Source organism: Nitrospiria bacterium (assembly GCA_036397255.1).
Classification (GTDB): domain Bacteria; phylum Nitrospirota; class Nitrospiria; order DASWJH01; family DASWJH01; genus DASWJH01.
In genome coordinates, this window is the sequence record DASWJH010000017.1 from 1 (window position 1) to 26,890 (window position 26,890).

At 45.4% G+C, this 26,890-nt stretch carries 29 protein-coding genes and 3 riboswitches; of the genes, 5 read left to right on the forward strand and 24 right to left on the reverse strand.

Annotated features, from left to right (window positions below):
* Nucleotides 1–372 precede the first annotated feature (372 nt).
* Together VGB26_02425 and VGB26_02430 are read left to right on the forward strand one after the other, a co-directional pair.
* Nucleotides 373–573: a hypothetical protein gene (locus VGB26_02425; GenBank protein ID HEX9756642.1), complete on the forward strand. Its 201-nt coding sequence runs from the start codon at nt 373–375 to the stop codon at nt 571–573.
* The gene (locus VGB26_02430) at nt 574–834 is read left to right on the forward strand and encodes a type II toxin-antitoxin system RelE/ParE family toxin (protein ID HEX9756643.1); all 261 of its coding nucleotides are present in this window, start codon (nt 574–576) and stop codon (nt 832–834) included. It begins immediately after the preceding gene.
* A gap of 131 nt (nt 835–965) precedes the next feature.
* Here the strand turns inward: VGB26_02430 and VGB26_02435 are convergent, their stop codons facing one another.
* The 4 genes from VGB26_02435 to VGB26_02450 form a co-directional block, all read right to left on the reverse strand.
* Nucleotides 966–5,486 carry an SdrD B-like domain-containing protein gene (locus VGB26_02435; protein HEX9756644.1) on the reverse strand — a complete coding sequence of 1,507 codons (4,521 nt, stop codon included), beginning with the start codon at nt 5,484–5,486 and terminating at the stop codon, nt 966–968.
* A gap of 92 nt (nt 5,487–5,578) precedes the next feature.
* Nucleotides 5,579–5,721, reverse strand: a riboswitch (cyclic di-GMP riboswitch).
* Nucleotides 5,722–5,870: 149 nt separating this feature from the next.
* On the reverse strand, nt 5,871–6,182 hold the full coding sequence (locus VGB26_02440; protein HEX9756645.1) for a hypothetical protein: 312 nt from the start codon (nt 6,180–6,182) through the stop codon (nt 5,871–5,873).
* 425 nt (nt 6,183–6,607) lie between these two features.
* The gene (locus VGB26_02445) at nt 6,608–6,940 is read right to left on the reverse strand and encodes a helix-turn-helix domain-containing protein (GenBank protein HEX9756646.1); all 333 of its coding nucleotides are present in this window, start codon (nt 6,938–6,940) and stop codon (nt 6,608–6,610) included.
* A gap of 165 nt (nt 6,941–7,105) precedes the next feature.
* A complete protein-coding gene (locus tag VGB26_02450) occupies nt 7,106–7,597 on the reverse strand; it encodes a sigma-54 factor interaction domain-containing protein (protein ID HEX9756647.1) in 492 nt (163 codons plus the stop codon).
* A gap of 132 nt (nt 7,598–7,729) precedes the next feature.
* Between VGB26_02450 and VGB26_02455 the strand changes: the two genes are divergently transcribed.
* Entirely contained in the window at nt 7,730–7,861 is a 132-nt protein-coding gene (locus VGB26_02455; GenBank protein HEX9756648.1) for a hypothetical protein, read from the forward strand.
* Nucleotides 7,862–7,903: 42 nt separating this feature from the next.
* Nucleotides 7,904–8,030, reverse strand: a riboswitch (cyclic di-GMP riboswitch).
* A gap of 177 nt (nt 8,031–8,207) precedes the next feature.
* Here VGB26_02455 and VGB26_02460 read toward each other — a convergent pair.
* The 19 genes from VGB26_02460 to rplU form a co-directional block, all read right to left on the reverse strand.
* The gene (locus tag VGB26_02460; protein HEX9756649.1) at nt 8,208–8,519 is read right to left on the reverse strand and encodes a hypothetical protein; all 312 of its coding nucleotides are present in this window, start codon (nt 8,517–8,519) and stop codon (nt 8,208–8,210) included.
* 212 nt (nt 8,520–8,731) lie between these two features.
* Nucleotides 8,732–9,775 (reverse strand): sigma-54 dependent transcriptional regulator, encoded by a 1,044-nt coding sequence (locus tag VGB26_02465; GenBank protein ID HEX9756650.1) that lies wholly within the window; start codon nt 9,773–9,775, stop codon nt 8,732–8,734.
* 143 nt (nt 9,776–9,918) lie between these two features.
* Nucleotides 9,919–10,048: riboswitch (cyclic di-GMP riboswitch) on the reverse strand.
* A gap of 224 nt (nt 10,049–10,272) precedes the next feature.
* The gene (locus tag VGB26_02470; GenBank protein HEX9756651.1) at nt 10,273–10,779 is read right to left on the reverse strand and encodes a DUF2127 domain-containing protein; all 507 of its coding nucleotides are present in this window, start codon (nt 10,777–10,779) and stop codon (nt 10,273–10,275) included.
* A 111-nt stretch (nt 10,780–10,890) separates the two neighbouring features.
* Nucleotides 10,891–11,463 carry a methylated-DNA--[protein]-cysteine S-methyltransferase gene (locus tag VGB26_02475; protein HEX9756652.1) on the reverse strand — a complete coding sequence of 191 codons (573 nt, stop codon included), beginning with the start codon at nt 11,461–11,463 and terminating at the stop codon, nt 10,891–10,893.
* Between the two features lie 3 nt (nt 11,464–11,466).
* Nucleotides 11,467–11,814, reverse strand: a complete 348-nt coding sequence (locus VGB26_02480; GenBank protein ID HEX9756653.1) for a PilZ domain-containing protein — start codon at nt 11,812–11,814, stop codon at nt 11,467–11,469.
* A 78-nt stretch (nt 11,815–11,892) separates the two neighbouring features.
* Entirely contained in the window at nt 11,893–12,606 is a 714-nt protein-coding gene (locus VGB26_02485) for a M48 family metallopeptidase (GenBank protein HEX9756654.1), read from the reverse strand.
* A 157-nt stretch (nt 12,607–12,763) separates the two neighbouring features.
* Nucleotides 12,764–14,569, reverse strand: a complete 1,806-nt coding sequence (locus VGB26_02490) for a GAF domain-containing protein (protein ID HEX9756655.1) — start codon at nt 14,567–14,569, stop codon at nt 12,764–12,766.
* Between the two features lie 16 nt (nt 14,570–14,585).
* Nucleotides 14,586–15,401, reverse strand: coding sequence for an outer membrane lipoprotein-sorting protein (locus VGB26_02495; GenBank protein ID HEX9756656.1), 816 nt, complete (start codon nt 15,399–15,401; stop codon nt 14,586–14,588).
* Nucleotides 15,402–15,535: 134 nt separating this feature from the next.
* Nucleotides 15,536–16,264, reverse strand: a complete 729-nt coding sequence (locus VGB26_02500) for a ComF family protein (protein HEX9756657.1) — start codon at nt 16,262–16,264, stop codon at nt 15,536–15,538.
* A 28-nt stretch (nt 16,265–16,292) separates the two neighbouring features.
* Nucleotides 16,293–16,553, reverse strand: a complete 261-nt coding sequence (locus VGB26_02505; GenBank protein HEX9756658.1) for a hypothetical protein — start codon at nt 16,551–16,553, stop codon at nt 16,293–16,295.
* Complete coding sequence (gene bioB / locus VGB26_02510) at nt 16,550–17,551, reverse strand: biotin synthase BioB (protein ID HEX9756659.1); 1,002 nt, start codon at nt 17,549–17,551, stop codon at nt 16,550–16,552. Before bioB ends, VGB26_02505 begins: the two co-directional genes overlap by 4 nt.
* Before the next feature lie 46 nt (nt 17,552–17,597).
* Nucleotides 17,598–18,959, reverse strand: coding sequence for a hypothetical protein (locus VGB26_02515; protein HEX9756660.1), 1,362 nt, complete (start codon nt 18,957–18,959; stop codon nt 17,598–17,600).
* A 150-nt stretch (nt 18,960–19,109) separates the two neighbouring features.
* Nucleotides 19,110–19,493 carry a ribosome silencing factor gene (gene rsfS / locus VGB26_02520; GenBank protein HEX9756661.1) on the reverse strand — a complete coding sequence of 128 codons (384 nt, stop codon included), beginning with the start codon at nt 19,491–19,493 and terminating at the stop codon, nt 19,110–19,112.
* Nucleotides 19,494–19,513: 20 nt separating this feature from the next.
* Nucleotides 19,514–20,212, reverse strand: coding sequence for a nicotinate-nucleotide adenylyltransferase (gene nadD / locus VGB26_02525; GenBank protein HEX9756662.1), 699 nt, complete (start codon nt 20,210–20,212; stop codon nt 19,514–19,516).
* Between the two features lie 15 nt (nt 20,213–20,227).
* A complete protein-coding gene (locus VGB26_02530; GenBank protein HEX9756663.1) occupies nt 20,228–21,484 on the reverse strand; it encodes a glutamate-5-semialdehyde dehydrogenase in 1,257 nt (418 codons plus the stop codon).
* 44 nt (nt 21,485–21,528) lie between these two features.
* Entirely contained in the window at nt 21,529–22,686 is a 1,158-nt protein-coding gene (proB, locus tag VGB26_02535; GenBank protein ID HEX9756664.1) for a glutamate 5-kinase, read from the reverse strand.
* Nucleotides 22,646–23,713 (reverse strand): GTPase ObgE, encoded by a 1,068-nt coding sequence (obgE, locus tag VGB26_02540; GenBank protein ID HEX9756665.1) that lies wholly within the window; start codon nt 23,711–23,713, stop codon nt 22,646–22,648. The genes proB and obgE overlap by 41 nt, the downstream gene beginning before the upstream one ends.
* 105 nt (nt 23,714–23,818) lie before the next feature.
* The gene (rpmA, locus tag VGB26_02545; GenBank protein HEX9756666.1) at nt 23,819–24,079 is read right to left on the reverse strand and encodes a 50S ribosomal protein L27; all 261 of its coding nucleotides are present in this window, start codon (nt 24,077–24,079) and stop codon (nt 23,819–23,821) included.
* 20 nt (nt 24,080–24,099) lie between these two features.
* Nucleotides 24,100–24,417, reverse strand: coding sequence for a 50S ribosomal protein L21 (gene rplU, locus VGB26_02550; GenBank protein HEX9756667.1), 318 nt, complete (start codon nt 24,415–24,417; stop codon nt 24,100–24,102).
* Nucleotides 24,418–24,730: 313 nt separating this feature from the next.
* On the opposite strand from rplU, the gene VGB26_02555 reads away from it, so the two are divergent.
* Complete coding sequence (locus tag VGB26_02555; GenBank protein HEX9756668.1) at nt 24,731–25,354, forward strand: OmpA family protein; 624 nt, start codon at nt 24,731–24,733, stop codon at nt 25,352–25,354.
* A gap of 302 nt (nt 25,355–25,656) precedes the next feature.
* Complete coding sequence (prmA, locus tag VGB26_02560; GenBank protein HEX9756669.1) at nt 25,657–26,526, forward strand: 50S ribosomal protein L11 methyltransferase; 870 nt, start codon at nt 25,657–25,659, stop codon at nt 26,524–26,526.
* A 142-nt stretch (nt 26,527–26,668) separates the two neighbouring features.
* On the opposite strand, the gene VGB26_02565 is transcribed toward prmA, so the two are convergent.
* Nucleotides 26,669–26,890, reverse strand: a 222-nt coding sequence (locus VGB26_02565; protein ID HEX9756670.1) for an IS110 family transposase, incomplete at its 5' end; no start/stop codon positions are given.

Below are 26,890 nucleotides of genomic sequence, written 5' to 3' on the forward strand. Positions count from 1 at the left end.
GATATCTATCCCTAATATGGTAACGTTCATGTTGGACCCTCCTTCTTTTGTTGGATGAATGTTTGAGACTTTTAACAACATCCATCATGCCTTAGCTCAAGACATTTTGAAAGAGGGATGGGTCCATTCCATTAGAGATAGAGGATTCCAAATGGTTCCCTCTCCCTCTGATGGGAGAGGGTTAGGGAGAGGGTGAAAGGTAACCGTGCAGGTTCCCCCTCCCCTTCATCCCCTCCCACGAGGGGAGGGGTTTTAGACCGCGGAGCCTCGTTCTATCTCTGTTTTAGGGTCTTACCCCTTCCTTGACATTCCTGTTCCCTACTGATATAAAATTTAATGGAGTATTTAGTTCCAAAACGAGGAGTTATCACCATGAAGCCCCTAAAAAAGGAAACATATATTGTTGACAAACGCGGCAAGAAAAAAGCCGTTATCATTAATATGACAGAATACAAAAAGCTTCTTGATCGCCTCGAAGATCTCGAAGATGTAAAATATGTCAAAGAACACATCGCTGAGGATTCAATTCCATATGAAACCGTTCGCAAAAAGATTTTTCGCAAAAAGAAATGAATGTATAAAATCCTTGTCAAAAAGTCGGTCGAGAAACAACTGACCAAAATCCCCAAAAAGGATTTAACACGCATAGATAAAATCATTTTAAGTCTTACCTCAAACCCTTTCCCCCAACAAATTAAGCAGCTTCATACCAAACCCAAAACTTTCCGAATTAGACAAGGAGATTATCGCATCCTTTATACCGTTGATGATCTTCGGAAAGAAGTCACCATCTTTGCGATAAAACACCGAAAAGAAGTATATAGGGAATTATGATTTACTATTTCCTTTCCCCCGTAAAGGGGCGTGGCCCTAACAGGGCTTTACGCCCTCCCTCCTCCCATATGTCACTTCGAGTGAAACGAGAAATCTTAGGGTTCTTCTCTTCCCGTCATTCTCGCAATCCTTCAGCGGGAATCCATGAATTTTCTTCCCTTCGTCTCCCCTTCACCAACTTTAACTTCTGCCTCTACCGGTTTGGTCTCTCTTTTTTCGGTCCCTTTCTCATCCTCACTCTTTTCTTCCTCCGTTTCAGAAGGCCCCTCAATCGCCTTCGCGGATGCCGATGCCACAAACTGTGCTTTGCCCAGAACATCCACCGCTTCCAGCTTATAGGAATAATCCACGCCGGGTATTACACCCGTATCCGCATATTCAAATTTCAGCGGTTTGTCAGATTGCTCCATATCAAAAGAAGGCAAAAGGTAATCGGTAATTTGTATAAAACTGTCTTTCTCCCCTCTTTTACTCCTCCAGAGGAAATAGCCGTCGTCCATATTCCTTGCAATCCACTTTAATACAACTTTTCTCTCTTTGCCTTTGGCTTTAAACCCTAAACCTTCCTCCCCCTGGATTTCCAATACCACCTCACTTGCAATACGTTCATCATTTCCTAACTCGGCCATTGGTTCAGAACCCACCCGCCAAACCGTTAAACCACTCCCATCCGGCACCAGGATTTGGTAGATAAATCCTTCTTGACCTTCAACCTCCCACGACTTCCCAAATCCAGAAATTTCTAACCCGTGATCTACTGAAGTTGTTGTGGTCCTTCCAGAATTAGAACCTGGTAGGTCGGATGTTGAGGTTTGAGGAGAAATATTCGAAGTTGAATCACTAGACACGGGCGTATTGGAAGCAAAAAGCGGTGTTGCGGAAACCGTGTTATGGACTGTTCTCACTCCCCGGGTATCAATATCTTCTAAATGGTAGTAATAGGTTTCTTCATTATCTACCGATGAATCCACAAAGGTATAGGTAGCCCCGGCCGGAGAAATTCCTTTTGCCGGGATTATGGCAGGATTAATCCTCTCAAACGGCCCATGGGACGATTGGCCTCGGAGAATGTTAAATCCCGAATTGTCAATCTCTGATCCCGTGGTCCACTCAATAAGATTTCCACTCCCAAATGGATGGACCCGTAAATTAATAAGTCTAATCGCGGTGGTTATTATTAATTCTTTGTTTCCAAAATCCTCATCCTTAAAAATTGAAGGGGTGGAAACGATGTGATGATAAGACCCACCCGAAGGAAAGGTCTGGGACCAACCAGGTTTTACCTCTTCAAAAATATCATATTCCCCGCAAGGCAACTCATCAAATTGGTAAAATCCATTCATATCGGTTATTTCATAATCTGAAATGGGATTTCCGAATAAATCATCTTGTCCCTTCGCAAATATTTTCCATCCTGGTAAAAAAGGTTCATTTGATTCATGTATACCATTCCCATTTAAATCATTCCATTTCCAACCATATATTGTCAACGTACAAAGAGGGGGAAAATCAAATTGGTTTCCAAAATTATTATCAGTATGGACTTCCCCAGGAGATGAAATATTAAAAGAATAACAGCCATTGGGAAATGTCTGTATCCAAAATGCTTCCCAACGTTCACAAACTTCATAAGACCCGACAGGAAGACCATCAAACTCATAGTATCCATTGTGATCGGTAGAGGTAATTTTGAATGGAACCGGTGGACTTCCTTGTTTATAAAGTATGATCTCCCACCCTGGAAGCGGTGGTTCCCCTACATCCCACACACCGTTTCCATTTTGATCTTCCCACTTGTATCCTGACTTTTTTCCGCCGTCCGGGCCATCAGGCGTATCACCAGCGATAATTTCATATGGAAAATCTTCCACCTCGCCAAACTGTGCCTCTCCAACATCTTCGCAAAGCCCCCCACCAGGGCCTCCTTTATTTCGGATACAGACAGGATTCGCAATTATTCCAACGTCTTCCCCATAATCTAGCCTGAACCGGGCGTAAAAGTTCCCTAACTCCGCATTTGAGGGAACGTTTAACGGAATTTTGAGAAGAGCACAAGACCCTCCAACACCTTGATCTAAATTTGGATTTCCCCACCCAGGGACTGCCGGATTTAGACTTTCGTGAAATTGCATCCCCTCTTCCCAATCACCATTTCGATTCCAATCAAAATACCCGTGCAAGTAAAGCTTTTGGTTTGAGGCAGCTCCGTATCGAAGAGGTCCTTGGCCAGAAGTACTCACCAAAATTTCAACTGTATACAAACCTCCTTTTTTTAATTTCACAACAATGTTACCATTCTGATCAATTATTCTTACCCCATTATCAAGATTATCCAAATTAGCAACTTTGGCATCCGATTCGCCATCTGCAGAAGCAGGAGTCAACACACAATGAGGAAATAAAGAGATATCACCCAACCATTCCTTTGAAAAGTCCAGGTGTCTTGCCCCATTATGTGAAAGGAGAGAGGGGTAGTTCCCAGGAGCAGGAACATTAGGAGGAGCAACTCCCAAAAATGGATCGGGCGCATCGCCAAAATCGGGAAGGGTAGTGGTTGTCGTGGGGGTGGTGGTTGTGACAGTCACCGTCCCAAAATATTCGGGGGCCATGTCTGCATCCGCATCAAAAACATCCCCAATGGTTCCGCTTCCGTGGCCGGTGACATCAACACCCGTGACAAAACCAGTGTCGCCATTCACTGTGGTAAGAAGTTTGGTTCTATATTCCAAAAACGCTGAAGATAATGCTACCAAATTCACTGTTTCAAGATAGGCAGTGCGATCAAAACTCGGAAGCGGCTGGCCGGGTGGCTGGATTTTTACGCGTTCCTGACTTTGGATGGGAATCAAGGCCCTGGTTCCATCCGGGACCAGGGCAGGATCAATCCCGTTAATTGCAATCGTTTCGGTATTATTTTGATTTAACAACCGGATACGGTTATGTTGAAAGGGAGTAAACCTGATAATTTGAAGATAAGGAGTTCCACATCCCCCCAAACAATCCCCGAGAGGAAATTGTTCCAAGCCATCACTGGCGACTAAAACCAAAATCCTTGAATCATCGGGGGTTAAAATGGGGTCCACATCCAATATCAGGCGGGTTATGGTTCCGGTATGATTCAGAAGCGGAATCATATCGGTTAAAGAACCGGTGGCCACAGTCACAATTCCCAATGTGGCTGTCCCATAATAGAGATAGACTCCATAAGAAAAGGGTTCCCCGACACTCTCCACAGGTGCAAAGGCGCTTGCTCCATCCGAAGTTAAAATAACGTCCACACCCGCAACCCATTTGGTGGGGTAGTTGCTTGTAGTGGCCAATCGAACATTTGACTCCAAGGTACCAGTGCTAATATTTATTATTTCAAGGTAGCCTGTATTCGCGGTGGCTAAGGGAAATGTTTCAACGGACCTTCCCTGGACTCCAATTAAAGCCCTGGCACCATCGGGGGTAATTACCGAATCTACATCCCGGACCAAATCGGTTCCATCATTCGAAACGGTTAACAACCGTACCCTTGAAGTTAAAACCCCAGTGGAAATATTAACAATTTCAAGGTAAGCCGTCGTATCTGTATTCCCGCTAGGTAAAAGTTCCGAAACCTGACTTTGAACAGGAACAATAGCCTGGGTTCCCCCTGGAAGTACTAATACTGCATCCACACCATTTTTTAATTGTGTAGGCCCATTATTAAGATTGAGCAATTGTACCCTTGAACTTAGAGCCCCCGTTCCGATATCGACAATTTCAAGATAAGCGGTAGCCCCAGAACCACTCGGAAGAGCCTCTAAAGAAGCACTTTGTGTTGGGATCAAGCTTTTAGTCCCATCGGGAGTTACCAGTATATCAATATCTCCAAAAAGAACGGTAGGATCGTTGTTTTGGTTTAAAAGGCGAACTCTATATTCTAAGGTCGCCGTGGGAATATCCACTATTTCTAGGTAGGCAGTTTTGTCATTATTTCCGCTTGGCAAGAGCTCAGGTGCTTTGCTCTCAACAGGAAGAACAGCTTTTGCCCCACCGGGGGTCAAAACCACGTCACCTCCTAAGACAAGAGTGGTTTCATTTCCCTCTTGATTTAGTAATTGAACCGTAATCGGGTTCCCGGTCCCAATATCTACAACTTCAAGATATGCCGTCGAGGCGGTGTTCCCGCCCGGAAGGACCTCAGGCGACCGACTCTGGACGGGAATAATTGCCTTGGACCCATCTGGTGTTAAAACTACATCAACATCGTTCACTAAAAAGGTCGGTTCATTATTGCCATTGAGAAGTTTTATTCTGGATACTAAAGTTCCTGATACAATATCGACAATTTCAAGGTATGCCGTGGAGGTGCTCATAACGGGAACTATGGCTCTTGTTTCATCTGAGCTTACCACCGCATCTATATTATCAACTAAATAAGTTTCTGCATTTTCTTGGGTTAATAGTTGGATCCTATGGAGAAGTGAACCGGTGGTGGGATCAACCACTTCAAGGTAGGCTGTTTTTCCAAAAAGGCCATTTGGGAGTAACTCATCCTCAATGCTTTGAACCGGGATCACAGCTCTTGGTGCGCCATATAAAGGCAAAACAAAGTTTGGGATGAAAGACAAAACTACAACAAGAACAAAAAAAACTAATTTAGGCGGAATTTTAATTTTTTTCATAATTTATCACTCTTGCAATACCAGTTATTTCCGATGAAACGTCTTTCGCAATAAAAAAGCCGGACAACCAAAATGACAAACAACTTTGTCACCTCGGTGGCCCGGCTGGCTTTATTCTTTTCCCCCTCACCTTAACCCTCCCCCCTGCCTGCCGGCAGGCAGGGGGGAGGGAAAACCGGGAAAAAGCTCCGTAGCTTTGCGCCCCACTGTCACCAGTGGTTTGCCATGATAGAAGGTGGTTATTTAGTTTCTCTGGTTTGTTTGGTTTGTCTCGTTTTTTTGGTTCCTCTGGTTTATTTGGTTCTTTTTATTTATTTGGTTAATTTGGCTTTTTATTTCTTTCCCCATTACGCCTCACGCCTAACCCCTAACGGCATTTTTTTATTAAATGGATGGACCCACAAACCAACCTCCATCGGAAAGCGAATTTAATAATTGATTGGCCTCTTGTTTTTTATCCGGGTTAACCCTGAACCACTTCTTTCCCCCGGGTAGAATCATTTCATGGATCAGGCCATAGTCCACCAGATAACGTAATGCGTCTTCGACTTCTCTGGATAAGGGAATCAGGCGCTCCGACGGAATCCACCACATGGCGATATTTTCGATGGTGTCCCCTGAATTCGGATGCTTGTTAAGGTATTGAAGTATCTCCCTTATGAGTTTGTATTTTTGCTGAGTAAGAGGTCCTTCCATCTTCTTTTCCTAAATCAATATGTGCAAGGATTAGGCCATGTCCGTCGTCTCATTTTAAGTTACTGAAAATAAAAAAGAATTTGCTTTTCTGATCAAAGCTGATTTCCGGGTTTTTTCAACTAATAGTTGACAGGGATTAACGCTTAAGATAGCCACTCCATTGATTTTAAAGGGAAAATTAATGTCAACTATTAGTTGACCTGTTTTCACTCACGGTTGACAAAAAGCTTGGCCAACGACGGAAAATCTATTGCCCTTATGAAAAGGACCATTTGAGAGAGGATCGTTTTCGGACCGTATGAATTGGAAGCCATCGGACAAAGGCCGATTTGAACTTATTTATCGGAATGGACGGAATTTTGAGGGAAAGCTAAATGACTGAAGTCAGACCCGCCTGCCCGGTAGGAATGTCGTGAAGGGAAACATTAAAGCATCCGATGCCGTTTCATAAGTTTGTATAGCATCTGACGGGTTAGTTGAAGCCGTTGCGCTGCGGAAGATTTATGACCCGATGAAGCTGTTAAGACCCGCGAAAGATATTCCTTCTCCCAAGAAAGAATAGCTTGCCGACGTGTTTCCTTCCAGGATTTAAAGGAGAATTCACTTTGGCTTAAAGAAAAAGGAAAGTCCTCAGATGTAATACTGCTCCCGGCGGAACTTTTAATGATCGCCTGTTGGAGTATATTTTGAAGCTCACGGATATTTCCCGGGAAGTCATAGGAACAAAGTGCAACCAGGGCCTCTTCCGAAATGGTCACATCCTTTTTCCCGTAAGCATGCCCGAATTGATTCAAGAAATGTTGAATAAGTAAAGGAATATCGTTTTTTCTCTCGCGTAAAGGAGGCAAGAATAGGACATAGGCAGTCAATCTATAATAGAGGTCACTCCTAAAAGCCTTGGCCTCAACAAATTGACAAAGATCCTAATTGGAGGCGGCGATCACCCGACAATTGAGTGCCTGAGATGTCGTTGAACCCAGAGGGCGCCAGGTTCGATTTTCGAGGAGGCGCAACAGAGTTCCTTGTGCTCCAACAGGCAAACTTTCAACTTCATCCAAAAATAGAGTGCCCCCTAAGGCTTCAGCCAGGAGTCCTTTATTCTCTTCACGGGCATCCGTGAAGGCACCCTTTTCATGGCCAAAAAGCTCATGGGCGAAAAGCGTTTCGGGAATCGAAGCGCAATCCACAGGAACAAAGGGACCTGAAGCACGGGGACTTAATTGGTGTACCCATCGGGAGAAGAGTTCCTTTCCGGTTCCCGTCTCACCCAAAAAGAGAACGGTTATATCATTTTGAGAAATAGCCAAGCATTGATCCACTGCCTGTAAAAATTGCGGGCTTTCACCTACGAGATGAAGTCTCTCAACTAAAATTTTATTTATTCTGCCTCTTGTTTCTTTGCTATTAGGGGACATCTGTGATTAACCCAGTGAAAATGGATACCCCCGGGCAAGCCGGGACAATTTTCAATGACAAGCCTTGCTTGACTCGCCTTCTGTGAGAAAATCCATTCACCCCTGTCTAAAGAGGGGGTCCTCTGGCTCATATTGCCCGGGGGTATTTACCCCGTAAAGGGTCGTAGCCCCCTCGGGGCTCTACGGCACAGCGAGCGAAAGCGAGCGCGGGAGGGAGGAGACCGTTGTGCCGATCGGAGCGAAGGAATTGGAAATCCAGCCTAAAAAAAAAGCCGAGCATCCGATATGACAAAATTCTCTTGTCACCTCGGTGGCCCGGCTGTCTTTTACACCCCCAGCCTAACCCTCCCGCATTTATAATGGGGAGGGAAAAACGGGAAAAAGATCCGTAGCTTTGCGCCCTACCGTCACCGGTAGTTTGCCATGATAGAAGGTGGTTTTTTAGTTTGGCGTTCGACCGATGGTTCAACCTTGCTCACCACAGGGGCTCACGCCGAAGTCTAGTTTGTCTGGTTCCTCTGGTTTGTTTGGTTTGTCTAGTTCGTCTTGTTGACCTCCAACACCAGACAAACAAAATAAACAAGATCAACTAAACAAACCTAGTTCTCATTTATATTGATGGTCCAGCAAACCAACCGTCATCGGATAAAGACCGAAGTAATTGGGCCGCCTCCTTTTTTTTGTTGAGATTTACCCGATACCACCTTTTTCCCCCAGGAAGAGGGATTTCTTTTATCAGTCCTCGCTCCACTAAATACCCCACCGCTCCCTCCACTTGATTTAAAAGAGGCCGGATGCGTTCAGGAGGAATCCACCACATCGCAATATTTTCTAACGTGTCTCCCGACTCAGGATGTTTATTCAAATACTTTAGTATTTCCAGTATGACCTTCCCACGTTCCTGAGTCAGAGGCTCTTCCAACTTTTCCTCCTGACTTTCTTGAAGTGCAAAGAGCAGACCACTTTTTATTTTTGTTTTAAGTAACTATTTTAAAAGGAAAATCTGTTTTTCTCTAGAATTTCTGTTTTCCTTAAACTGTCATCTTTTGGGTAACAGGTGATGGAGAGAACTTTATAAATTTTATTTATTTTTAAAGGGAAATTATGGGTTGCCTAAAAGAAACAGGATGTCACCTATTTGATAACAGGTTTGAGGGGGTTTTGGTCTTTTTTATCAAGAGATGAAGGTGTTGGCGTTTCATTTGGGGAAGGGGGTTTAAGGTTATGCCGCTTTAGGAGGCGATAAAGGACCTGCCTACTGAGTTTTAGTTTTCGGGACATTTCAGAAATATTCCCTGATGAGGTAGATAGCATTTTGGATAGAAATTCTTTCTCCCAAGCCAAAAGGGCCTGTCGTCTGGCCTCTGACCATGAACAATCAGAAGGATATTTACATCCGGTTGAAGGAACCTGCAAATCCTCGGTTTTAATACAAGACCCTGATGTTCGAATGATGGCCTGCTGGAGAATATTCTGAAGTTCACGGACATTCCCGGGAAAGGAATAGTCCGACAAAGTTTCAATCCCTTCCTTAGAGAGATGGATTCCTTCTTTTTGATAAGTTGGACCATATTGGCTTAGGAAATGCTGAACCAAAAGCGGGATATCTTCCCGTCTTTCTTTTAAAGGGGGAAGGGATATTACATTAACAGAGAGTCGGTAATACAGGTCTGGTCGAAAGGTTTTTGCTAAAACCAGCCCAAGGAGATCCTGATTTGTTGCCGCAATAACACGGCATTTGAGTGAATAAAATTTTTGGGAACCTAATGGACGCCAGGTTCGATTTTCCAAGAGGCGAAGGAGCACACCCTGTGAGCCAAATGATAAGCTCTCTACCTCATCCAGGAAAAAAGTTCCCCCTTCAGCAAGAGAAAGGAGCCCTTGTTTGGTTTCATGGGCATCGGTAAAAGCCCCCCTATCATGACCAAATAACTCATTTGCAAAAAGGGCCTCAGGGAGGGAAGCACAGTCAACGGGAATAAATGAACCTGAAGCATGTTGACTCAATTCATGGATCGCCCGTGCACAGATTTCTTTCCCTGTCCCCGTTTCTCCCGAAAGGAGAACGGTGGTTTCATGAGGGGCAACGGAAGTGCACTGTTCCATGACATGGGAAAAGGCAGGACTTTTTCCAATAAGATTTAATTTTTGGACCAAGAGGTTTTCTACTTTGTCCATATCCGTTGAAACGCCCTCAAAGAAATTATAAAGATGGATTCCCGCTTAAAAACTGCGGGAATGACGAAGTTAACCTCCCCGTATTGAACCCGAACAGGAATAAAAAAAGCCGAGCATCCGATATGACAAAATTCTCTTGTCACCTCGGTGGCCCGGCTAGCTCTACTCTTTACACCCCCACCCCAACCCTCCCCCATTAAGGGGGAGGGAAAAGTGGGGAAAAGCTCCGTGACTTTGCGCCCTACCGTTTCCGGCAGTTTGCCATGATAGAAGGTGTCCTACTTACCTTAAACTAAATTGAAAATACCGCTTTTTTATCAAAAATGTCAATAGGAGATTTAGGGTATTTTTCTTAAAAAAATAGGGTATTACTTAGGGGAGAAAGGAGTGAAGGTGGGAGCTAAGGCTGATCCCCCATTAAATTTAGCCTAAAATTCTTATTCGATTGTTTTTATAAATCTTTTTAGATAAGGTTTTTTTTGGCTTTATGGATCATTTTACCTGGGTAGGACTGGTTCTTGTGCCCGTTTCAGATGAGGCTTTTCTTTTTTTGGGAAAAGCTCTTTATGCCGGATTAGGAAAACCACAATGGCGATATTGATCACCAGAGCACTGACACGGAATAAGGTCAATTTTTGGAGAACCTCGAAAATCTCAAAAGGAATCAAAAGGCCGACTGCAACCACCGTGAGATATTCCGCCCATCTTTTCCTCAAATGAAGCCCATACCCTTGAATGAGGTACAAAACACCGTATAAAAAAATCCCCAAAGAGATTCCAAAGACAATTTTGTTATTCACTAATGAGAGATAGGTTAAGGAAAGTTGTATATAATGGTTGTCCACATCCAAATTGAGAGCCTCAACAAAACCCCTAACCAGAGTCGCTAAATCTCTACCAATGAGGTTAAACAATCCCATAGAAAGAAGGATTAATAGAGTCCCAACAATGAAGCGGTCTAAAATGATTAGCTTTAAAATAAAATCAGCAGATCTTCCTTTCATTAAATTCGGCCCTTTTTCAAAATTAACTACTGCGGAGGATGCTCCGAGGTATTAAGATGGTTACTCCCCGATAGGCGGGGTCTAGTCTAGACCCTGTTTCTGGATTCCCGTTTAAAGATTGCGGGAATGATGAGGGGGGGAGAGAGGGAAAGACAAAGGAAGTTTTTTAACTACGCGGTGATTTTGCACAGACCAACCCTCCACCTCTAAAAGTTGACGCTTAATTCCAAGGCCTCCGGTATATCCTCCTAAATATCCGTTATTATAAATGACCCGATGACAGGGAATTAAAATCGGAAAAGGGTTTTTCCCATTGGCTTGACCTACGGCACGCACCGCTTGTGGAGAGCCTGTCTTCTCCGCCATCCATTTATAACTTTTGACCTGTCCGAAAGGAATTTTGAGAAGTGTTTTCCAAACTTTTTGCTGAAAGGGTGTCCCGACGGAAAATTGGATAGGCCCTTTAACCGGCTGGACCTTTCCCTCAAAATAGTTCTCAAACCAATCCAGCCAAATTTTAAAAAGATCACTTCTTTTTTGAAGAGAAAATTTTTTTTCATCCGCGGAAAATATGCTTTTCCGGGAATGGGGGAAGATTTTTATTTTAGAAAGGCTCTCCGGGGTTCCATAGAGGACAATCTGCCCAACAGGTGAGGAAAAGTCGAAATAATAAATAGGGTTCATGGTTTAGGATATCCGAGTCGGGGCTTGATAAAGGTATTGGTAGAGGGCAGGGTTTTGGTCCTGGTTAATTTTCTCGTTAAATTCCACCCCAAAGGTATTTCCATCCACCCCGATTTTAACCCCCGTGACACGGCCCCGGACACGTTCTTTGTGAAGGGTACCCTTTGAATCTTTAAAGGTCACCAAAATTTCAACCGGGGCATTGTTTTCTAAAAAACCTTGGGAAAACATACCCAATCCTTGCCGTCCCAAAGTGGTAATGGATCCCTCAAAAGAAATTCCTTGCCGGGGGGAATGAACTTGCGCATCTGCTAAAAATGTAATCCGCCCGTGCTTGCGTTTAATTTCCATAAAAGGCCTTATACCACAGTTTCTCTGTTTGGGCAACCGCCTCGAACGGGAGAGGATAGCGCTACCCCTCTCCCATTATCAAGGATTTTGCGAAGCGGTCTGATATACTTTCAGCATATCAGGAAGCCATTCTTGAATCTGCCGGATTCTTCTTTCATCGGCAGGATGGGTGGAGAGAAATTCAGGAGGTTTTTCTTTTTTGGTTTGGCTCATTCGCTGCCAGAATCCAACCGCTTTACGGGGATCATACCCTGCCTTTGCCATCAAAAATAGACCGATGTGGTCTGCTTCGGATTCCTGGTTGCGGTTAAAGGGGAGTAGAACCCCAACATTTACACCCAAACCAAAAGCAGCATTTACGGATTGCACCACCTGGGGATCCCGGTCTTCCAAAGCCAGATTTAACCCCACCATACCGATTTGAGCCAAAATTCCTGAGCTGATTCTCTCTGCCCCATGACGGGCCAGTGCATGAGCCACCTCATGGCCCAAAACCGTTGCCATTCCATCCTCATCTTTTGTATAGGGTAGAATTCCAGTATAAACCGCGACCTTTCCCCCGGGAAGGGCAAACGCATTGATCATCTCATCATCGTCGATCACATTAAACTCCCATTCGAAATCGGGCCGTTCGGAAACAGCGGCAATTCGGGCCCCCACCCGCTTGACCATCTCATTGATACTGGGATCCGTACTGAGCTTTGCCTTGCCCAACACCTCCTGATAAGCAGAAAGGCCCATTTGAACTTCTTCTCCAGGCGAAATTAAAATGAGCTGGGATCTTCCGGTCACCGGGGCGGTTTGGCAGCCCAGAAAAAACCAAACCCCAATAAAACCGAGTATCCCTAAAAAAAAAATTTTATTTATTTTCTTTAGGGAAAAAGGAAACCTGTGTTTTTCTATGGACATAGGACGAAAATAAAAAATGAGAGGAATAAAGGAGAATAAGTTAAATTTCATCCTCGATTTGTTTGAAGAGGTGGTTTGCAAAAAGCAAAGAATGTTCAATTGCAATTCCGATTTGTGTTCCGATGGTACTTAATAAATTGATTTCCTTTGAGGTGAGTGCATGAATATTTTTGTGCAGGAGGTAGCACACTCCTAACACCTTTCCCTTTGAAATCAACGGAATTGCATTGACGGACATAAACCCAATATCCCAAAAAGGAAGGTTCGAAACCCTTTCATCGGATGAGAGATTCTCCGAAGTCCAAAAGGATCCTGATTTCAGAATGACATGTCCCACATGATCCACCAATTGCAATAGATTTTCATTTTGTGGAAGGTCGGGACGGAGGTCTCGGGTCGCCGCAACGGAAAACTTTCCTCCTTTGTTATCGGTGGAAAGCCAGACCAGTCCCGCGTCTGCATGGGTTAGCTCTAGAAGTCTTTTAAGCGTTTCCTGTAAAATCTCATCTAAATGAAGAGATTTGTTCAGGGCTGATGCGATGGAATAAAGAACAAACAATTCCTTTTTTTGCTGTTCCAGTTCTTTGGTTCTCTCCTTAACCTGTTCTTCTAAACTGATTTGCGCCAGCTTTACTTTATAGGTCATTTCATTAAATTTATTGGCCAAATCTTCGATCTCATCATGCGTTTCTAAATGAATCCGGTAGTTCAAATCCCCCTCCCCGATTCGTTCGGTTCCCCGTTGGAGTTCCTCTATGGGTTTGACAATCCGGCGAGCCGCCACAAAGCCTAAAAACCCCAAAACACCTGACCCTAAGAGACCAATAAACACCATCCATTGAAGCAGTTTATACACAGGGGCAAACGTTTCTTGGGGGTCCTGGCTGGTAAAAACAGTCCAGTTTTTTCCTCCAAAATTCCCTTCCCCCAGCTTAGAGGTAATGGAAACCGGGGCAAAACCGGTAATGGCTTCCTTGCCCGGATATCGAGGATCATCCTTTGTGCTGGCCCACCCCGGGCCCCCCGATTGAAGGATTCCAATCATTCCTTTAGGAAGAGGTTGTGACTGACCGGGAGAAGCAGGATTAAAAATTAGATTCCCGTCCGACCCCGCAATCATGGTCAGGTCCGTCTTTCCAATTTTAGAGGTAGTCGCCGTTCCCAGAAAAGAAGCCACATCATAGATCATGGTAACCACCCCAATATTCTGACCCCCTTTTTGAATGGGAGTTGCGATCAACAAAATTCTTGCATTCAGGTCCTCGTTTTGCTCTAAATCGCTAATGTAGAGTTGCCCTTCCCCTTTTTGAAAAGCTTGCTTCCACCATTTTTCTTCACCAAAATAATAGTGGGAGGTTTTTTCGGTTGCGGCTACAACTGCGCCCCGTTCATTGGTTGCAAACAATAAAAGAGGACCTCCACCTTCCCGATTTTTTTCCGAAAACTGAGTCAAATAGGTTGTGGCCCTGTTGTTGAGAACCTCCAGCAGAAAGGCATTCACTCCTTGGGCATGAACCCAACGCTCTTCAACCTGCATTAACCGTTGCTGGATTTCCTCTTCCGCACTTCCCTCATAAAAAGAATTGGAATCCTCAACCGTCACCAGAACGGCATGGGAACTGGCCAATAGACGACCCTCTTCGATACGAAGCCGGAGGGTGTTTTCAATATTTTCTGCCGTCACCTGGGCTAATTTTTTAAAATTGGCTCCGATGGCACGGGACAAGGAGGATTTTCCGATAAAGTAGGCAGAGGAGAGGCCGATGATCCCCGTCGCCAAACCCACCCAAAGGATGGAAAATATTATTTTCTTCTTTAAACCCGAGTGTTGAATGTGTTTGCCCATTTTTTTCCCATGAATCCTATCGGATCTTAGCAAGGCCCGCCTTCATCGAACGTTCGCTAAAAAGGTTATCAGAAAGTCCTGTGCCAATTCGAATGTCACTAAACGTGAGAACCGTTTGATTAGAATTGACCGAATTGGTCATCACCACTTTTTCCCACACCCAAACTTTTCCAACCTGTTTCCATGAAATATGCTGTTTTTTTACCAGAATTTCATTCTCATCATAATAATCCAACCGCTCTTTTAAAAAATTATCTTTTGTGATCCACTTCACCACCTTGCTGTAGGGATAGTTGGGGTCATTCTGTTTGGGGCTACTCTTGATCACATAATAATCCTTATTCTCTATGGTTTCCTCACGAACCAGGGAATGACGATCCAAGTTCACTTCCCGGGGAGTCATATCGGAGGCTTTCAAATCCGATCCCTGAAAGCTTTCATCCCCTTTTCCCGGAATTCTTGTAACCTTCCGAATAAATGGAATATAAATCCATTGTTCATCGGGCTTTCCGGCCTCCGCACGATAGGACCAGGACATAAACGCTGAACCCCTTTGATCAGGAGGATATTCACTAAAAATCAATGTCTTAGAGTCGAGCCCATTTTTTCCCTGATAATTTTTCCAAAACCGAACCGAAACCAATTTACGTTCCGTCCCGTCTTTTTCCCTGATTTTAAAGGTGATTTTAGAGCGTTGGTCATTTCCTGGAAATTTCTCGGCCTTTTCCACAATCTCCCCTGCGGTCAGTGGATCTTCCTGGCCTAAAGTCGTCAAGGGATGGAAAAGAAAAAAAGGAACGGCAATCCACAAAAAAGATTTTAAAAATCTCATATTCATTCAACTCCTCCTGGAAAACTTAAAACCCTCAAAAAGGCCTAAGAAGGGATTCCAAGACCTTCTAACTGATGATTATCGTTTTATTTTCGCAGATAAAGGCCGGAATTGTCAAATCCAGGGATTTTGCCTTAAACAGGCCTCGTCCTGGCCAGTGTCCCCACAAACACCTTCTCTACACCCCCTTCTCTTTTAAGCAACCGGGCACAGGCCTCTACCGTGGCCCCCGTGGTCAATACATCATCAATGAGGAGAACCTTCTTTCCTTTTAATTTCTCATTTATTTTTAGGTTAAAAGCATCCTTCATATTTTTTATCCGCGCAGAGGCGTTGAGCCCAATTTGGGGTGGGGTATATTTGGCCCTCTCCAAATGGTTGGGCCTCATGGGCCATCCCAAAAAACGGCTAATATGATAGCTTAGAAGAAAAGATTGATTGAATTCCCGCTCCTTTAACCGTTTCGGGTGAAGAGGGACAGGGATTAAAAGATCAATTCCTGGAAGCTTCCTCAGCGAAGAAACCATCAGGTGGGTGAATGGAAAAGCCAGTTGGGTTTTTTTGTGAAATTTAAAAAGCTGAATGGCCTTTGAAAAAGTGCCTTCATAGTACCCCACTGAAATGCAACCGTCAAAAGATGGGGGCTTCATTTGGCATTGACCGCAGGGATAAGAGAAAGTCGCCTCGGCCGAATACGGTTTCCCGCAACGAATACACCCCGGATGTTTAATCCATGGAATGTCGCTCCAGCAGGAGTGACAAAACCATTGGGTGGTTCCATCTTGTTGAAAATGGCCACAAACCTGACACGGGGTGGGAAGGAGATAATTTAAAACCTTTCCAAAAAAGCAGGAGAGAGCCATACACTCCCAACGTTAAAGGGGGGAATGATTATTTTCCGAGTATTTTTTGAACTGCCGTTGCGTTTTCCAGAAGCCGGTTTACTTTGGGATGGAAATGGACCTTGGCGTAGGTACGAAGGTCCGCTACTTCTTCCAGGGCCAATTGAAAAAGAAAAGATTTTTCTTTTTCATTCAAGCGGTCGGTCTGTATTTTTTGAAAGATATCATGACCCAGCAAATCTTCTAGCAAAACCCGGTTGGCCTGCCGGAGCGCAAAATTCTCAACGACCTCCCGCTCATCCCCGGTCATACCCCCGCCTTTTGGGAAGAGAGGGCTCCACGCTCCACATGAAAACCCATTTCCTCGATCATCTCTTGCGTTGCATCCGAGTCCTGGCCCGGCGTTGTAAGATAGCCCTCTACAAATAAAGCATCCGCTACAAAAAGGGCGAAAGGCTGTAAAGACCTCAGATTGATTTCTCGACCCCCCCCCAAACGAATTTCACGGGAAGGGTTTAAAAATCTCAATAAACATAGAACCTTAATGCATTTCCAGGGTGTTAAATCGGCCATCCCCTCCATCGGGGTTCCCGGGATCGGATTGAGAAAATTAATCGGTATGGAATTCACCTCCAGATCTCGAAAAACCATGGCAAAATCGATAATATCCTCCTCGGACTCCCCCATGCCGATGATTCCCCCGGAGCAAATATCCAATCCTGCCGACTTGGCATTTTTTAAAGTCTGGATCCGATCGGAAAAACCATGGGTGTTACAGATGGAAGAATGATACCTCTCACTGGTATTAATATTGTGGTTAATGCGATCCACTCCGGCTTTCTTAAGAGATCGCGCGTGTTCAGGTGACAGGAGACCCAAGGAACAGCAAATTTCCAGGGGAAACTTTTCTTTAATTTCCCGAACGGTGTCTCCGATTTGATCAATTTCTCGCAGGGACGGCCCCCGACCACTGGTCACGATACAAAAGCGAAGGGCTTTGGCCGCCACGGCGTTTTCCGCTTCCCGAAGGATTTTTTCCTTTGAAAGAAGGGGATAGGTTTCGATGGGGGCAGTGGACACAGCGGACTGAGAACAATAACCACAATCCTCAGGACATAAGCCACTTTTTGCATTAATCAGACGATGGAGTTTGATCCCCCGTCCAAAATACGTTTTACGAACGCGAAAGGCCGCGTGAATCAGGGGAAGAAGTGCCTCTCCTTCCGCACGAAGGACCTCGACACATTCAGAGTGCTTCAGCGCTTCAGCCCGAAGGGCTTTTTCCGCAAATGTTTCAAAAGGGTTCATAGTCTTCCTCGTTGCTTTTTGGGATGAGTTCGTACTGTGCCCTAGGCTAATTAAAAGAAACCCGACTGAGTTTAAGAGTTCCTTTTCCGGGTTGAACTTTACTTCTCTGGTTTAATATGGGGGTCGCGATATAGGTATTCCATTCGCCGCACCGCTGGCATCGCCCCGCCCATTCTGTGGTGTGGAAATCACAAAGGGGACAGTAATAGGGAATGACAACCATTTTTTTAAGGTTGAGGGCTTTTTTAAATTCCTCAACTGCTAAATCCAACTGCCCTCGTCGCACATAAATATTTCCAAGGATTTTGTGTAGGTCCGGAAAACGTTCTTCCGTGTTTTCCATTTCGGCAATGGTATCAAATGCATCATCGATCATCTCTAAGCGGTAATAAAGCTTTCCCATATAAAAACGGATGACCTTGTTTTCCGGGTCCCGCTGCACCGCTTCCTGGTAAATCCGGATGATCTGCTCCGGTGAATTAAGGTCCAAATAAAGCCTCTCCAACCGGTGCAGCAAAATGATGTTTCCGGTAAGCTCAAAGGCTTTCTCCAAAAGCTCCGCGGCATTTTGATGTTTCCCCTCCCCCAATAGGAGTTCACCCAAACCCATGTAAGGGGGTAAAAAAGACCGGTCGATTTTAATTGCCCCTTTAAAAAAGCGTCGGGCCTTTTCCCCTTGCCCTTCTTTGGAATAAAGTTTTCCCAATTCATACTTAATTCCCAGAAACACTAACCGTTCCCGTTTGTGGTCGCTTTCGCTCAGAGAGCAGCTGACAATTTTCTCCTGAAGCTCATGGGCTTCCTCCCACCGCTCCAGGCTAATGAGAAGGTCCCTCTGCTGAAACAAAGCCGTCAGGTTGGTTCCATCCAATCGCAGGACATCCCGCATGGAAAAAATGGCCTCCTCATACCGACCCGCCAATTCATAATCCCGCCCTAAGGCCAATAAAACTTCACGGTTGTTCTCCTCCAGAGCCTTGGCTTTTCGATGAAGCCGAATGGCCTCCCCATAATTTTTCTCTCCCCGGTAAATATTTCCCAACCGGAGAAGGGAGTTCACATGACCGGGGCTAATTCCAATAATTTTTTGAAATAAAGCCATGGCATCCTGTTGTCTTTTGGCTAAAAAGGCGTTAACCGCCTCGGTATATAATTCCTGGACTTTTTCTTCTTTCTTCTGTTTCCGGGAGTACCGCCAATTTAAAAACAGATTTTTTGTTTCCTTAATTCCCACCCCCAGGATAACCAGAATTCCTCCAAAAGCCATAGACAAAAGGAGATAGGCCACAATGGGGAGATCCAACACGATTCCCGCCGGCAAGTGAAGGGTAACACTTCCCTGGTTAAGAATCGCCAAGTAGCCGACGATCCCTAATAGCACTAAAAGAAAGAAAATAAAAACCCGCATATTGACCGCCTTTCCTCTTTATTTTTTCGGTAGGGCTTTCATCTTTCAATGGTTCCAAACGATAAATGCTTCAACGGCCCCAATCAATCCAACCGCTGTGAAAACGATGAAGGGAGGAACCTCCGGAAACGGATTAATCCCCTTTTATCATTATGTAAAACCATGGCTGCTTTGCCCGCCCTGTTCCGATCCAATGGCGGGTTTTCTTAAAGGGTCTTGGGGAAGGGTCAAACGGGGGGCATCCCCCCATAAACGCTCTAAATTATAAAAAAGACGAGATTCTTGTTTAAAGATATGTACCACGATATCATTGTAGTCTAATAATACCCAATTGAGGTAAGTTAACCCTTCCACGCTGAAAGGGATTTCTTTTTCTTCCTTAAGGGCCCCCTCAATGTGATCGGAAATCGCCTTGACCTGCCGCTCAGAATCCCCCGAGCAAATCAAAAAATAATCTGCAATATCCGTAAACTTTTTGACGTTGAGCACAACCACTTCAATGGCTTGCTTTTCAAGGGCTGCCTCTGCGGCAATGAGGGATTTTTCTCTTGAGTCTACGGTTTCGCCTCCAGCGGCTGGTAAAGCTTATTTTTAATTATATATGATTCCACCGAATGGGGCAATAAATTTTTCGTCTGTTTCCCGCGGCTTAGGAGAATCCGAATCTGGGTAGAAGACGCCTCGCAATGGGGAACATACAAAAGGTGCACCTGTTTTCCGGAGGACAGGGGAATATCCACCTGAGTCATCTTTTGCAGGTCCAATTGATGCAGTGTTTCCTCGGGAACCTGGGGGATCAGGGGAACCTGGATCACGTCCTTAAATTTAAACCCTTTTCTGGAAAGAACAATAAAATGGCAAAGGGAAAAAAGCTTTTCCGGATTTTTCCAGGTCCCGATTTCCAAAAAAGCATCCAGTCCCAACATGAAAAACAGATGATCCCCATCATAATCGGAAGCGGTTAACTTTTCAAGGGTATCCACGGCATAGGATTTCCCCGGTCGTTTGACCTCCACTTCCGAAACCGAAAATTCCCGAAAGGGTTGAATGGCCAAACGGATCATCTCCAACCGGTGCTTGGAATCCAATATGGTTTCTTCGGATTTGTGGGGCGGGTCTCCTGCGGGAACAAAAACAATTTGATCCAATCCCAAACGCTGACGGACCTGTTCCGCAACCACCAGATGGCATTGATGGACAGGATTAAATGTGCCCCCGAATAACCCGATCTGCATTCCCGAGAATTTTTTCACTCCCCAAATGAAAGGCTAGCCGCGAACCTGTCCGTTTCCAAGAACAATGAACTTTAAGGAGGTCAGCTCTTCTAACCCCATTGGGCCCCTGGCATGGATTCGGGTGGTACTGATGCCAATCTCTGCGCCCAGCCCAAACTGATACCCGTCACTTAACCGGGTCGACGCATTTACAAAAACCGCTGAGGCATCCACCCTCCGGAGAAATGCCATGGCCCGGGCATAATCCTGGGTCACAATGGCCTCGGAGTGATGGGAGCCGTAGGTTTCCATATGAGTGATGGCAGTGTCCATATCCTTCACGACCTTCACGGCAAGGATGTTCGATAAATATTCAGTACCCCAATCCTCCTCCGTGGCTTGATGAATCCCCGCTACAATCGCCTGGGTTTTGGGGCACCCCCGGATTTCAACCCCCGCTTTCTGAAATTCGGAAATCATCGGGGGAAGGAAAGCAGACGCCACACCTTCGTGTACCAACAATGTTTCCATGGCATTACAGGTTGCGGGGCGCTGGACCTTGGCGTTGAAGGAAATCTTTTTTGCCATTTCTATATCCGCATGTTCATCAATATAGGTGTGACAAACCCCCTTATCATGCTTAATGACCGGAATAGTGGAATGCTCACTCACAAACTGGATTAACCCTTCACCGCCCCGCGGAATAATTAAATCAATAGTCCGGTCCTGCTTCAGCAAATGCAACACCGCTTCACGATCCGGTGTTTGGATAAATCCGATGGAATCAGGGGGTAACCCTGCCTGAACGCCTGCCTGAATGAGAAGCTCCGCAATTTTGCGATTGGAATGAATGGCTTCCGAACCGCCCCTTAACACCACCGCATTGCCTGATTTGAGACAAAGACTGGCGGCATCCGCAGTCACATTGGGCCTGGATTCATAAATAATCCCGATCACACCAATAGGCACACGCATTTTTCCCACCTCCATTCCGTTGGGGCGTCTCCACATCCGAACCACTTCCCCAACAGGATCCGGAAGTGCTGAAACCTCAAGAAGTCCCTTTGCCATGTCGTGTATTCTTTTTGGGTTTAGTGTGAGCCGTTCAAAAAGGGCTGGAGCTAACCCCTGGCTTTTTGCGTTCTCCAAATCCTTTTGATTTTCCGAAATAAGACTTTTCTCTTCAGAGACCAACGCATCGGCCATTGCCCTCAAAGCATTGTTTTTGATTTCAGAGGAAAGCACAGCCAAATGTCTTGAGGCTTCGCGGGCCTTTTGGGCCTGCTGACTCACATGCCCTTTTATGTCCATGGTTCCCCTCTTTTAAAAACGCTCATCCAACCCAACCGATCCATTTAGGGGTTCAAGAGAGCCAAATTGTCCCGATGAATGACCTCATCAAAATCTTTGTAGCCTAAAATATTCTCAATATCGGTGGATTTACAACCCTTAATTTTATCGATGTCCGAAGAAGAATAATTGACCAGGCCTTTCGCAAACTCAAGCCCATCCGGATCAATACAACAGACCGGGTCCCCAACCCCAAATTTTCCATTAATCCTTAAAATCCCGGAGGACAGGAGGCTTTTTCCCCCTTTTAAAAGGGCATGGGCTGCCCCTTCATCCAAAAATAATTTTCCCTTTACCCGAAGGGTATGGGCGATCCAGTTTTTCCGACTGGGTTTCCGTCCCCCTTTGGGAAGAATGAGGGTTCCCACTTCCTCCCCTTGAAACACCCGCTCTAAAATATTTTCACTTTTTCCATTGATGATCAGTGTGGCCACCCCAAAACCTGAAACCTTTTTGGCGGTTTGCAGTTTGGATTGCATTCCCCCGGTTCCCTCCTTGGAAGTCCGTCCGGAAGCCAGCCGCTCAATCTGGGGAGTCATCTCCGTCACCACTGGCACCCGCGTGGCCGAAGGGTTGGTTCCGGGGTCGGATGTAAAAAGGCCGTCCACATCAGATAAAATCAACAACAGCTGGGCATCCACTAAATGGGTCACCAGTCCTGCCAGCGCATCATTATCTCCGAAGCGAATCTCTTCAATCGCCACCGTATCGTTCTCATTGACGATAGGGATGATCCCGTGCTCAAGAAGAACGGTTAAGGTATTACGGGAATTTAAAAAACGCCTTCGATTGGACAGATCTTCCTGAGTCAAAAGAATCTGAGCGACCCGTTCCCCAAAAAAACTAAAACTTTTCTCATAACTCCACATCAGGCGGCTTTGTCCCGCTGCCGCTGCAGCTTGTTTTAAGGGAATGCTTTTCAACGATTCCTTTTTTCCCAAAATCTTCATCCCCGAGGATATGGCCCCTGAGGAAACCACAATGATCTCTTTACCCTTCTTTTTAATATCCGACATTTGAGAAGCCAGATGCTCAATCCGGGAATGATCAAGACCGGTTTCACGGGAAGAAACCGTACTGCTTCCGATCTTAATGATGATCCGTTTGGCCTGCTCCAGCAGCTCAGACCGGGAAGGAAAGTTTTTCTCTAATTTGGGATCCATTCTCTTTATCCAACTCATCGGAAGAGGCTTGAAGAATACTAATCTGCCGCCCCACAAAATTCAATAGCTCCCTCATGCCCTCTTGGGTGGGGGCGGATACCGCAAAAAACTGAAACCCCTGTGCCCGGCAATGGTCTTCCAATTTTTTTAACTTCTCGCCTGCCTCTTTTATATCCGTTTTTGTGGCCACTACGGCAAAGGGTTTCTCACCGACCTTCGGGCTGTAGACTGAAACCTCATGGCGAACCGCGTTAAAATCGGCAACGGGATCGCCCTCTATCGACTCGGAGATATCCACCAAATGAAGCAGAAGCCGGGTTCGTTCGATATGGCGGAGGAATTGATACCCCAACCCCTTTCCCGCACTGGCACCTTCAATTAACCCGGGTATGTCGGCTACCACAAAGCTTTTGAAATCCCCCCACGAAACCACCCCAAGCTGGGGGGTGAGGGTGGTAAACGGATAATCAGCCACTTTGGGGCGGGCGGAGGAAATGGAAGAAATCAATGTGGATTTTCCGGAGTTGGGAAGACCCACCAGGCCCACATCCGCCAGCAATTTCAATTCCAGCATCAACCACCGGGACTCCCCCTCTTTTCCTTCCTCGGCAAACATGGGCGCTTGACGTGTAGAGGTGGCAAATTCCGCGTTCCCCCTTCCCCCTAAACCTCCCCGGGCCACCAGGAGTTCCTCCCCGTCGCGATTTAAATCTCCCAATACCGCTTGTGTTTCAAATTCCTTGACCAATGACCCCATGGGAACCTGGATCAATAAAGACACACCGTCTTTCCCTGTGCAATCCTTCCCCTGGCCATGCTGTCCTCTCGGAGCATGATAATGTTGCTGATACCGAAGATCCAAAAGGGTGGTCAGATTTCGAGAAGCGCGCAATACCACACTTCCCCCTTTTCCGCCGTTGCCTCCGCTGGGCCCCCCTTTGGGAACGTATTTTTCCCTGCGAAAAGCCACACAACCGTTTCCGCCGTCTCCGGCCTTCACAAATATTTTAACCTGATCGACAAACACGCTTTGGTTCCCTCAAAAAGATGGCGCGTCCAAAGGCACGCCTGAAGCCCTATAAAATTTGGAAACGAACCGAGGGAAAAAGGAAGGAATTATTAAGAGAGAGAACTACTGGCTGGAAGGATAAACACTGATTTTCTTCTTATCTCTTCCCTCCCGCTCAAAAGCAATCACACCTGTGATTTTTGCAAAAAGGGTATCATCCTTTCCCTTGCCCACATTCATACCTGGTAAAAACCGGGTTCCCCTTTGGCGGACCAAAATATTGCCCGCGGAGACCAACTGTCCCCCGAACCGTTTTACACCCAATCTTTGGGCGTTGCTGTCTCTCCCGTTTCGGGAAGAACCCACCCCTTTTTTATGTGCCATATCCGAAAACCCCCAATTGCTTAACCTTCTGTTTTAATTTCCTGAATTTTCACCCAGGTTTCACTTTGCCTGTGGCCTTGGGTCCGTTGATACCCTTTCCGTCGTTTCTTTTTAAAAATGAGGACTTTATCTCCACGGCGCTGGCCTAAAATCTCTGCCACAACGGAAGTATTCTCAAGGAAAGGTCGGCCAATCTGAACATTTTTTTCAGTCTGAATCAGGAGAACTTTATTTAAATCAACGGTATCCCCTGCGTTTCCCTCCAGGAGCTCCAACCGATGAGTCTCCCCTTCGGACATTTTATACTGCTTTCCACCCGTTTCTACAATCGCATACACGAAACACCTCCAAGTGTTGAATTGAACAGAATTATTTACCAAATTTCAGGCTCATTTGTCAAGGGATTATATCCTGGATACTTTCAGTGTTCAAATCAAAGATACTTGTGTTCAGCTCATAATCTCCAAAAAATAAAACGGATTTCAATTAGGGAAAAGGAAAAAAATCTGTTTTTGGTTGCTCCCACGTGGTAGCGGGGGTATGATTTTACAAATCAAAACAAAAAGGGTTCAGTTTGACAGGGACAAATTTCGTGGTAACCTGATCGGGATTTCAAACCAAAAAAATTGTAAGTATTAAAGGGGGAGGGAAATGAAACAGATTTTTACGATAATGATCATAGGATTCCTTTTAGCCACCGGGTGCACCACTCCGGGTAAAAAAACGGCCATTGGAACAGGGGTCGGTGCCGCCGGGGGAGCCGGTATTGGGGCGGCGATTGGAAGCGCCTCTGGACATGCGGGAAAAGGAGCCCTTATTGGGGCTGCTGCTGGAGCCCTTTTGGGAGGAGCTGTTGGAAACCGCTTAGATAAACAGACCAAAGAATTGGCTCAATATGCAGAGACGCGACGAACGGACGAAGGCATCCTGGTGAGTCTCAAAGGAGACATTTTATTTGATTCCGGAAAAGCGTCTATAAAACCAGATGCTTCAAACCGGGTAAAAGAAATCGCCACCATTTTGGCGAAATACCCAGAGGACCGAATCGTAGTGGTGGGCCACACGGACAATGTGGGGAGCGATGAATATAACCAGCGCCTTTCAGAGAACCGTGCAAACGCGGTCAGGGTCCAATTACTGTCCAAGGGCATCCCCAACGAAAATATCTCTACCGTAGGCATGGGAGAATCCCAACCCGCAACCTCGAATGCTTCAAAGAAAGGAAGAGCCCAAAATCGGAGGGTAGAGCTCGCGATTACACCTTCCGAACAATAAAAATTGACTTAATTTCAAATGGGAAGGGAGTATTTTCACAAAAACGGCGAAAAACACAAACTTCCCATTTTTTAATTTAAAAAAGCATAAAAAATTAATTGAATTTCCCACATTTTGCCTAAATTTTTGGGTTTAAATAGACCTTAAATCCCACTTTATAAATAATTGCTCCATTAATTATTTCTTCCTATTGGTGGATTCACCCCCCATTACCCTCCCTTTCCGATCTTCCACTTTTAATAGAACTATTACCCCAAAAGTATAACTTGAATAAAGAGTAGCTGGTTTTTATACTTCCGGGAATGAAAACCCGCCAAACCTACTGGTATAAAATAATTATAACCCTTCCTGCACAATATGAAGAGGAGGCTTCTGCCCGGTTGGTCGCGCTGGGGTCAAACGGTGTTTGGGTAGAGGAGGAAAAAGGTTCCGTTCATCTGAAAGTCTTTTTCCCCGGAGACCTTTCTCAAATGGAAATTATAAAGTCCATTCGAAAAACCCTCACCACACTGATTCCCCAAAAAAAAATATCCATCGCTTCGGAGCAGTTGCCTGAGGAACAATGGCAAACGGCCTGGCAAAAGCATTCTATTCCCAGACAAAAGATTGGGAAAAAATTACTGGTCATCCCCCCGTGGGAAAAAATAGAGAAAAAACACACAAAACGGAAAGTCATCACCCTTTCCCCCGGAATGGCCTTCGGGACCGGAACCCATGGAACCACGCGAACCTGCCTTATTTTTTTGGAAGAGGTTTTAACTAAAGGAAAAACGAAAGTCATGCTTGATGTGGGCACCGGAAGCGGGATTCTCGCCATCGCAGGAGCCAAACTGGGGATTTCTCAAATCACAGCGGTAGAAAACGACCCCGTGGCCTTAAAAGCCGCCAAAGAAAACGCAAAGGAAAACCGGGTTTCCCCGAAGATCAACTTTCGAAAAACCATTTCCAGACAAAAGACATTTTCTATTGTGACCGCTAATATCAGTGCAGTGACGTTACGGCAATTGGAAAACAAGCTCAGCAAAGTCGTTTCCCAGCGAGGGTATCTGATTTTATCGGGATTATTGAAGGAGGAATATAAAGAGATTTTTTTGCTCTACGGAAAATTCTTCTCTTTGATTCAAACAAAACAAAAAAACGGCTGGGTTACACTTCTTTTAAGAAAAAAATAAATCCCCCGCCTCTCCCTCCTTTGTAAGGAGGGACATAGGGAGGTAGAGAGGTTTTTCCTCTTAAATCTCGTCATTCCCGCAGAAGCGGGAATCCAGGGCTTTTATTAATTTCTCCCTCCTTTGTAAGCAACTGTCTTAAAAGTCAAGGGGAGATTATAAAACTAGTTTTCCACGGGGTTCCATGTTTCAACATAGCATTCAGAATGACCAACAATTTTCTCACACAAGCGGTAAGGGCCACCTTTTTAGCTTTTCCCGCTACCAGCAGCCTTTGATAGAAAGCCTTGATCACCGGATTGAAACGAAGCGCTGCCAAGGTACTCCTATAGAGAGTAGAAGGAACATGTGCTCTACCACCCCAGAC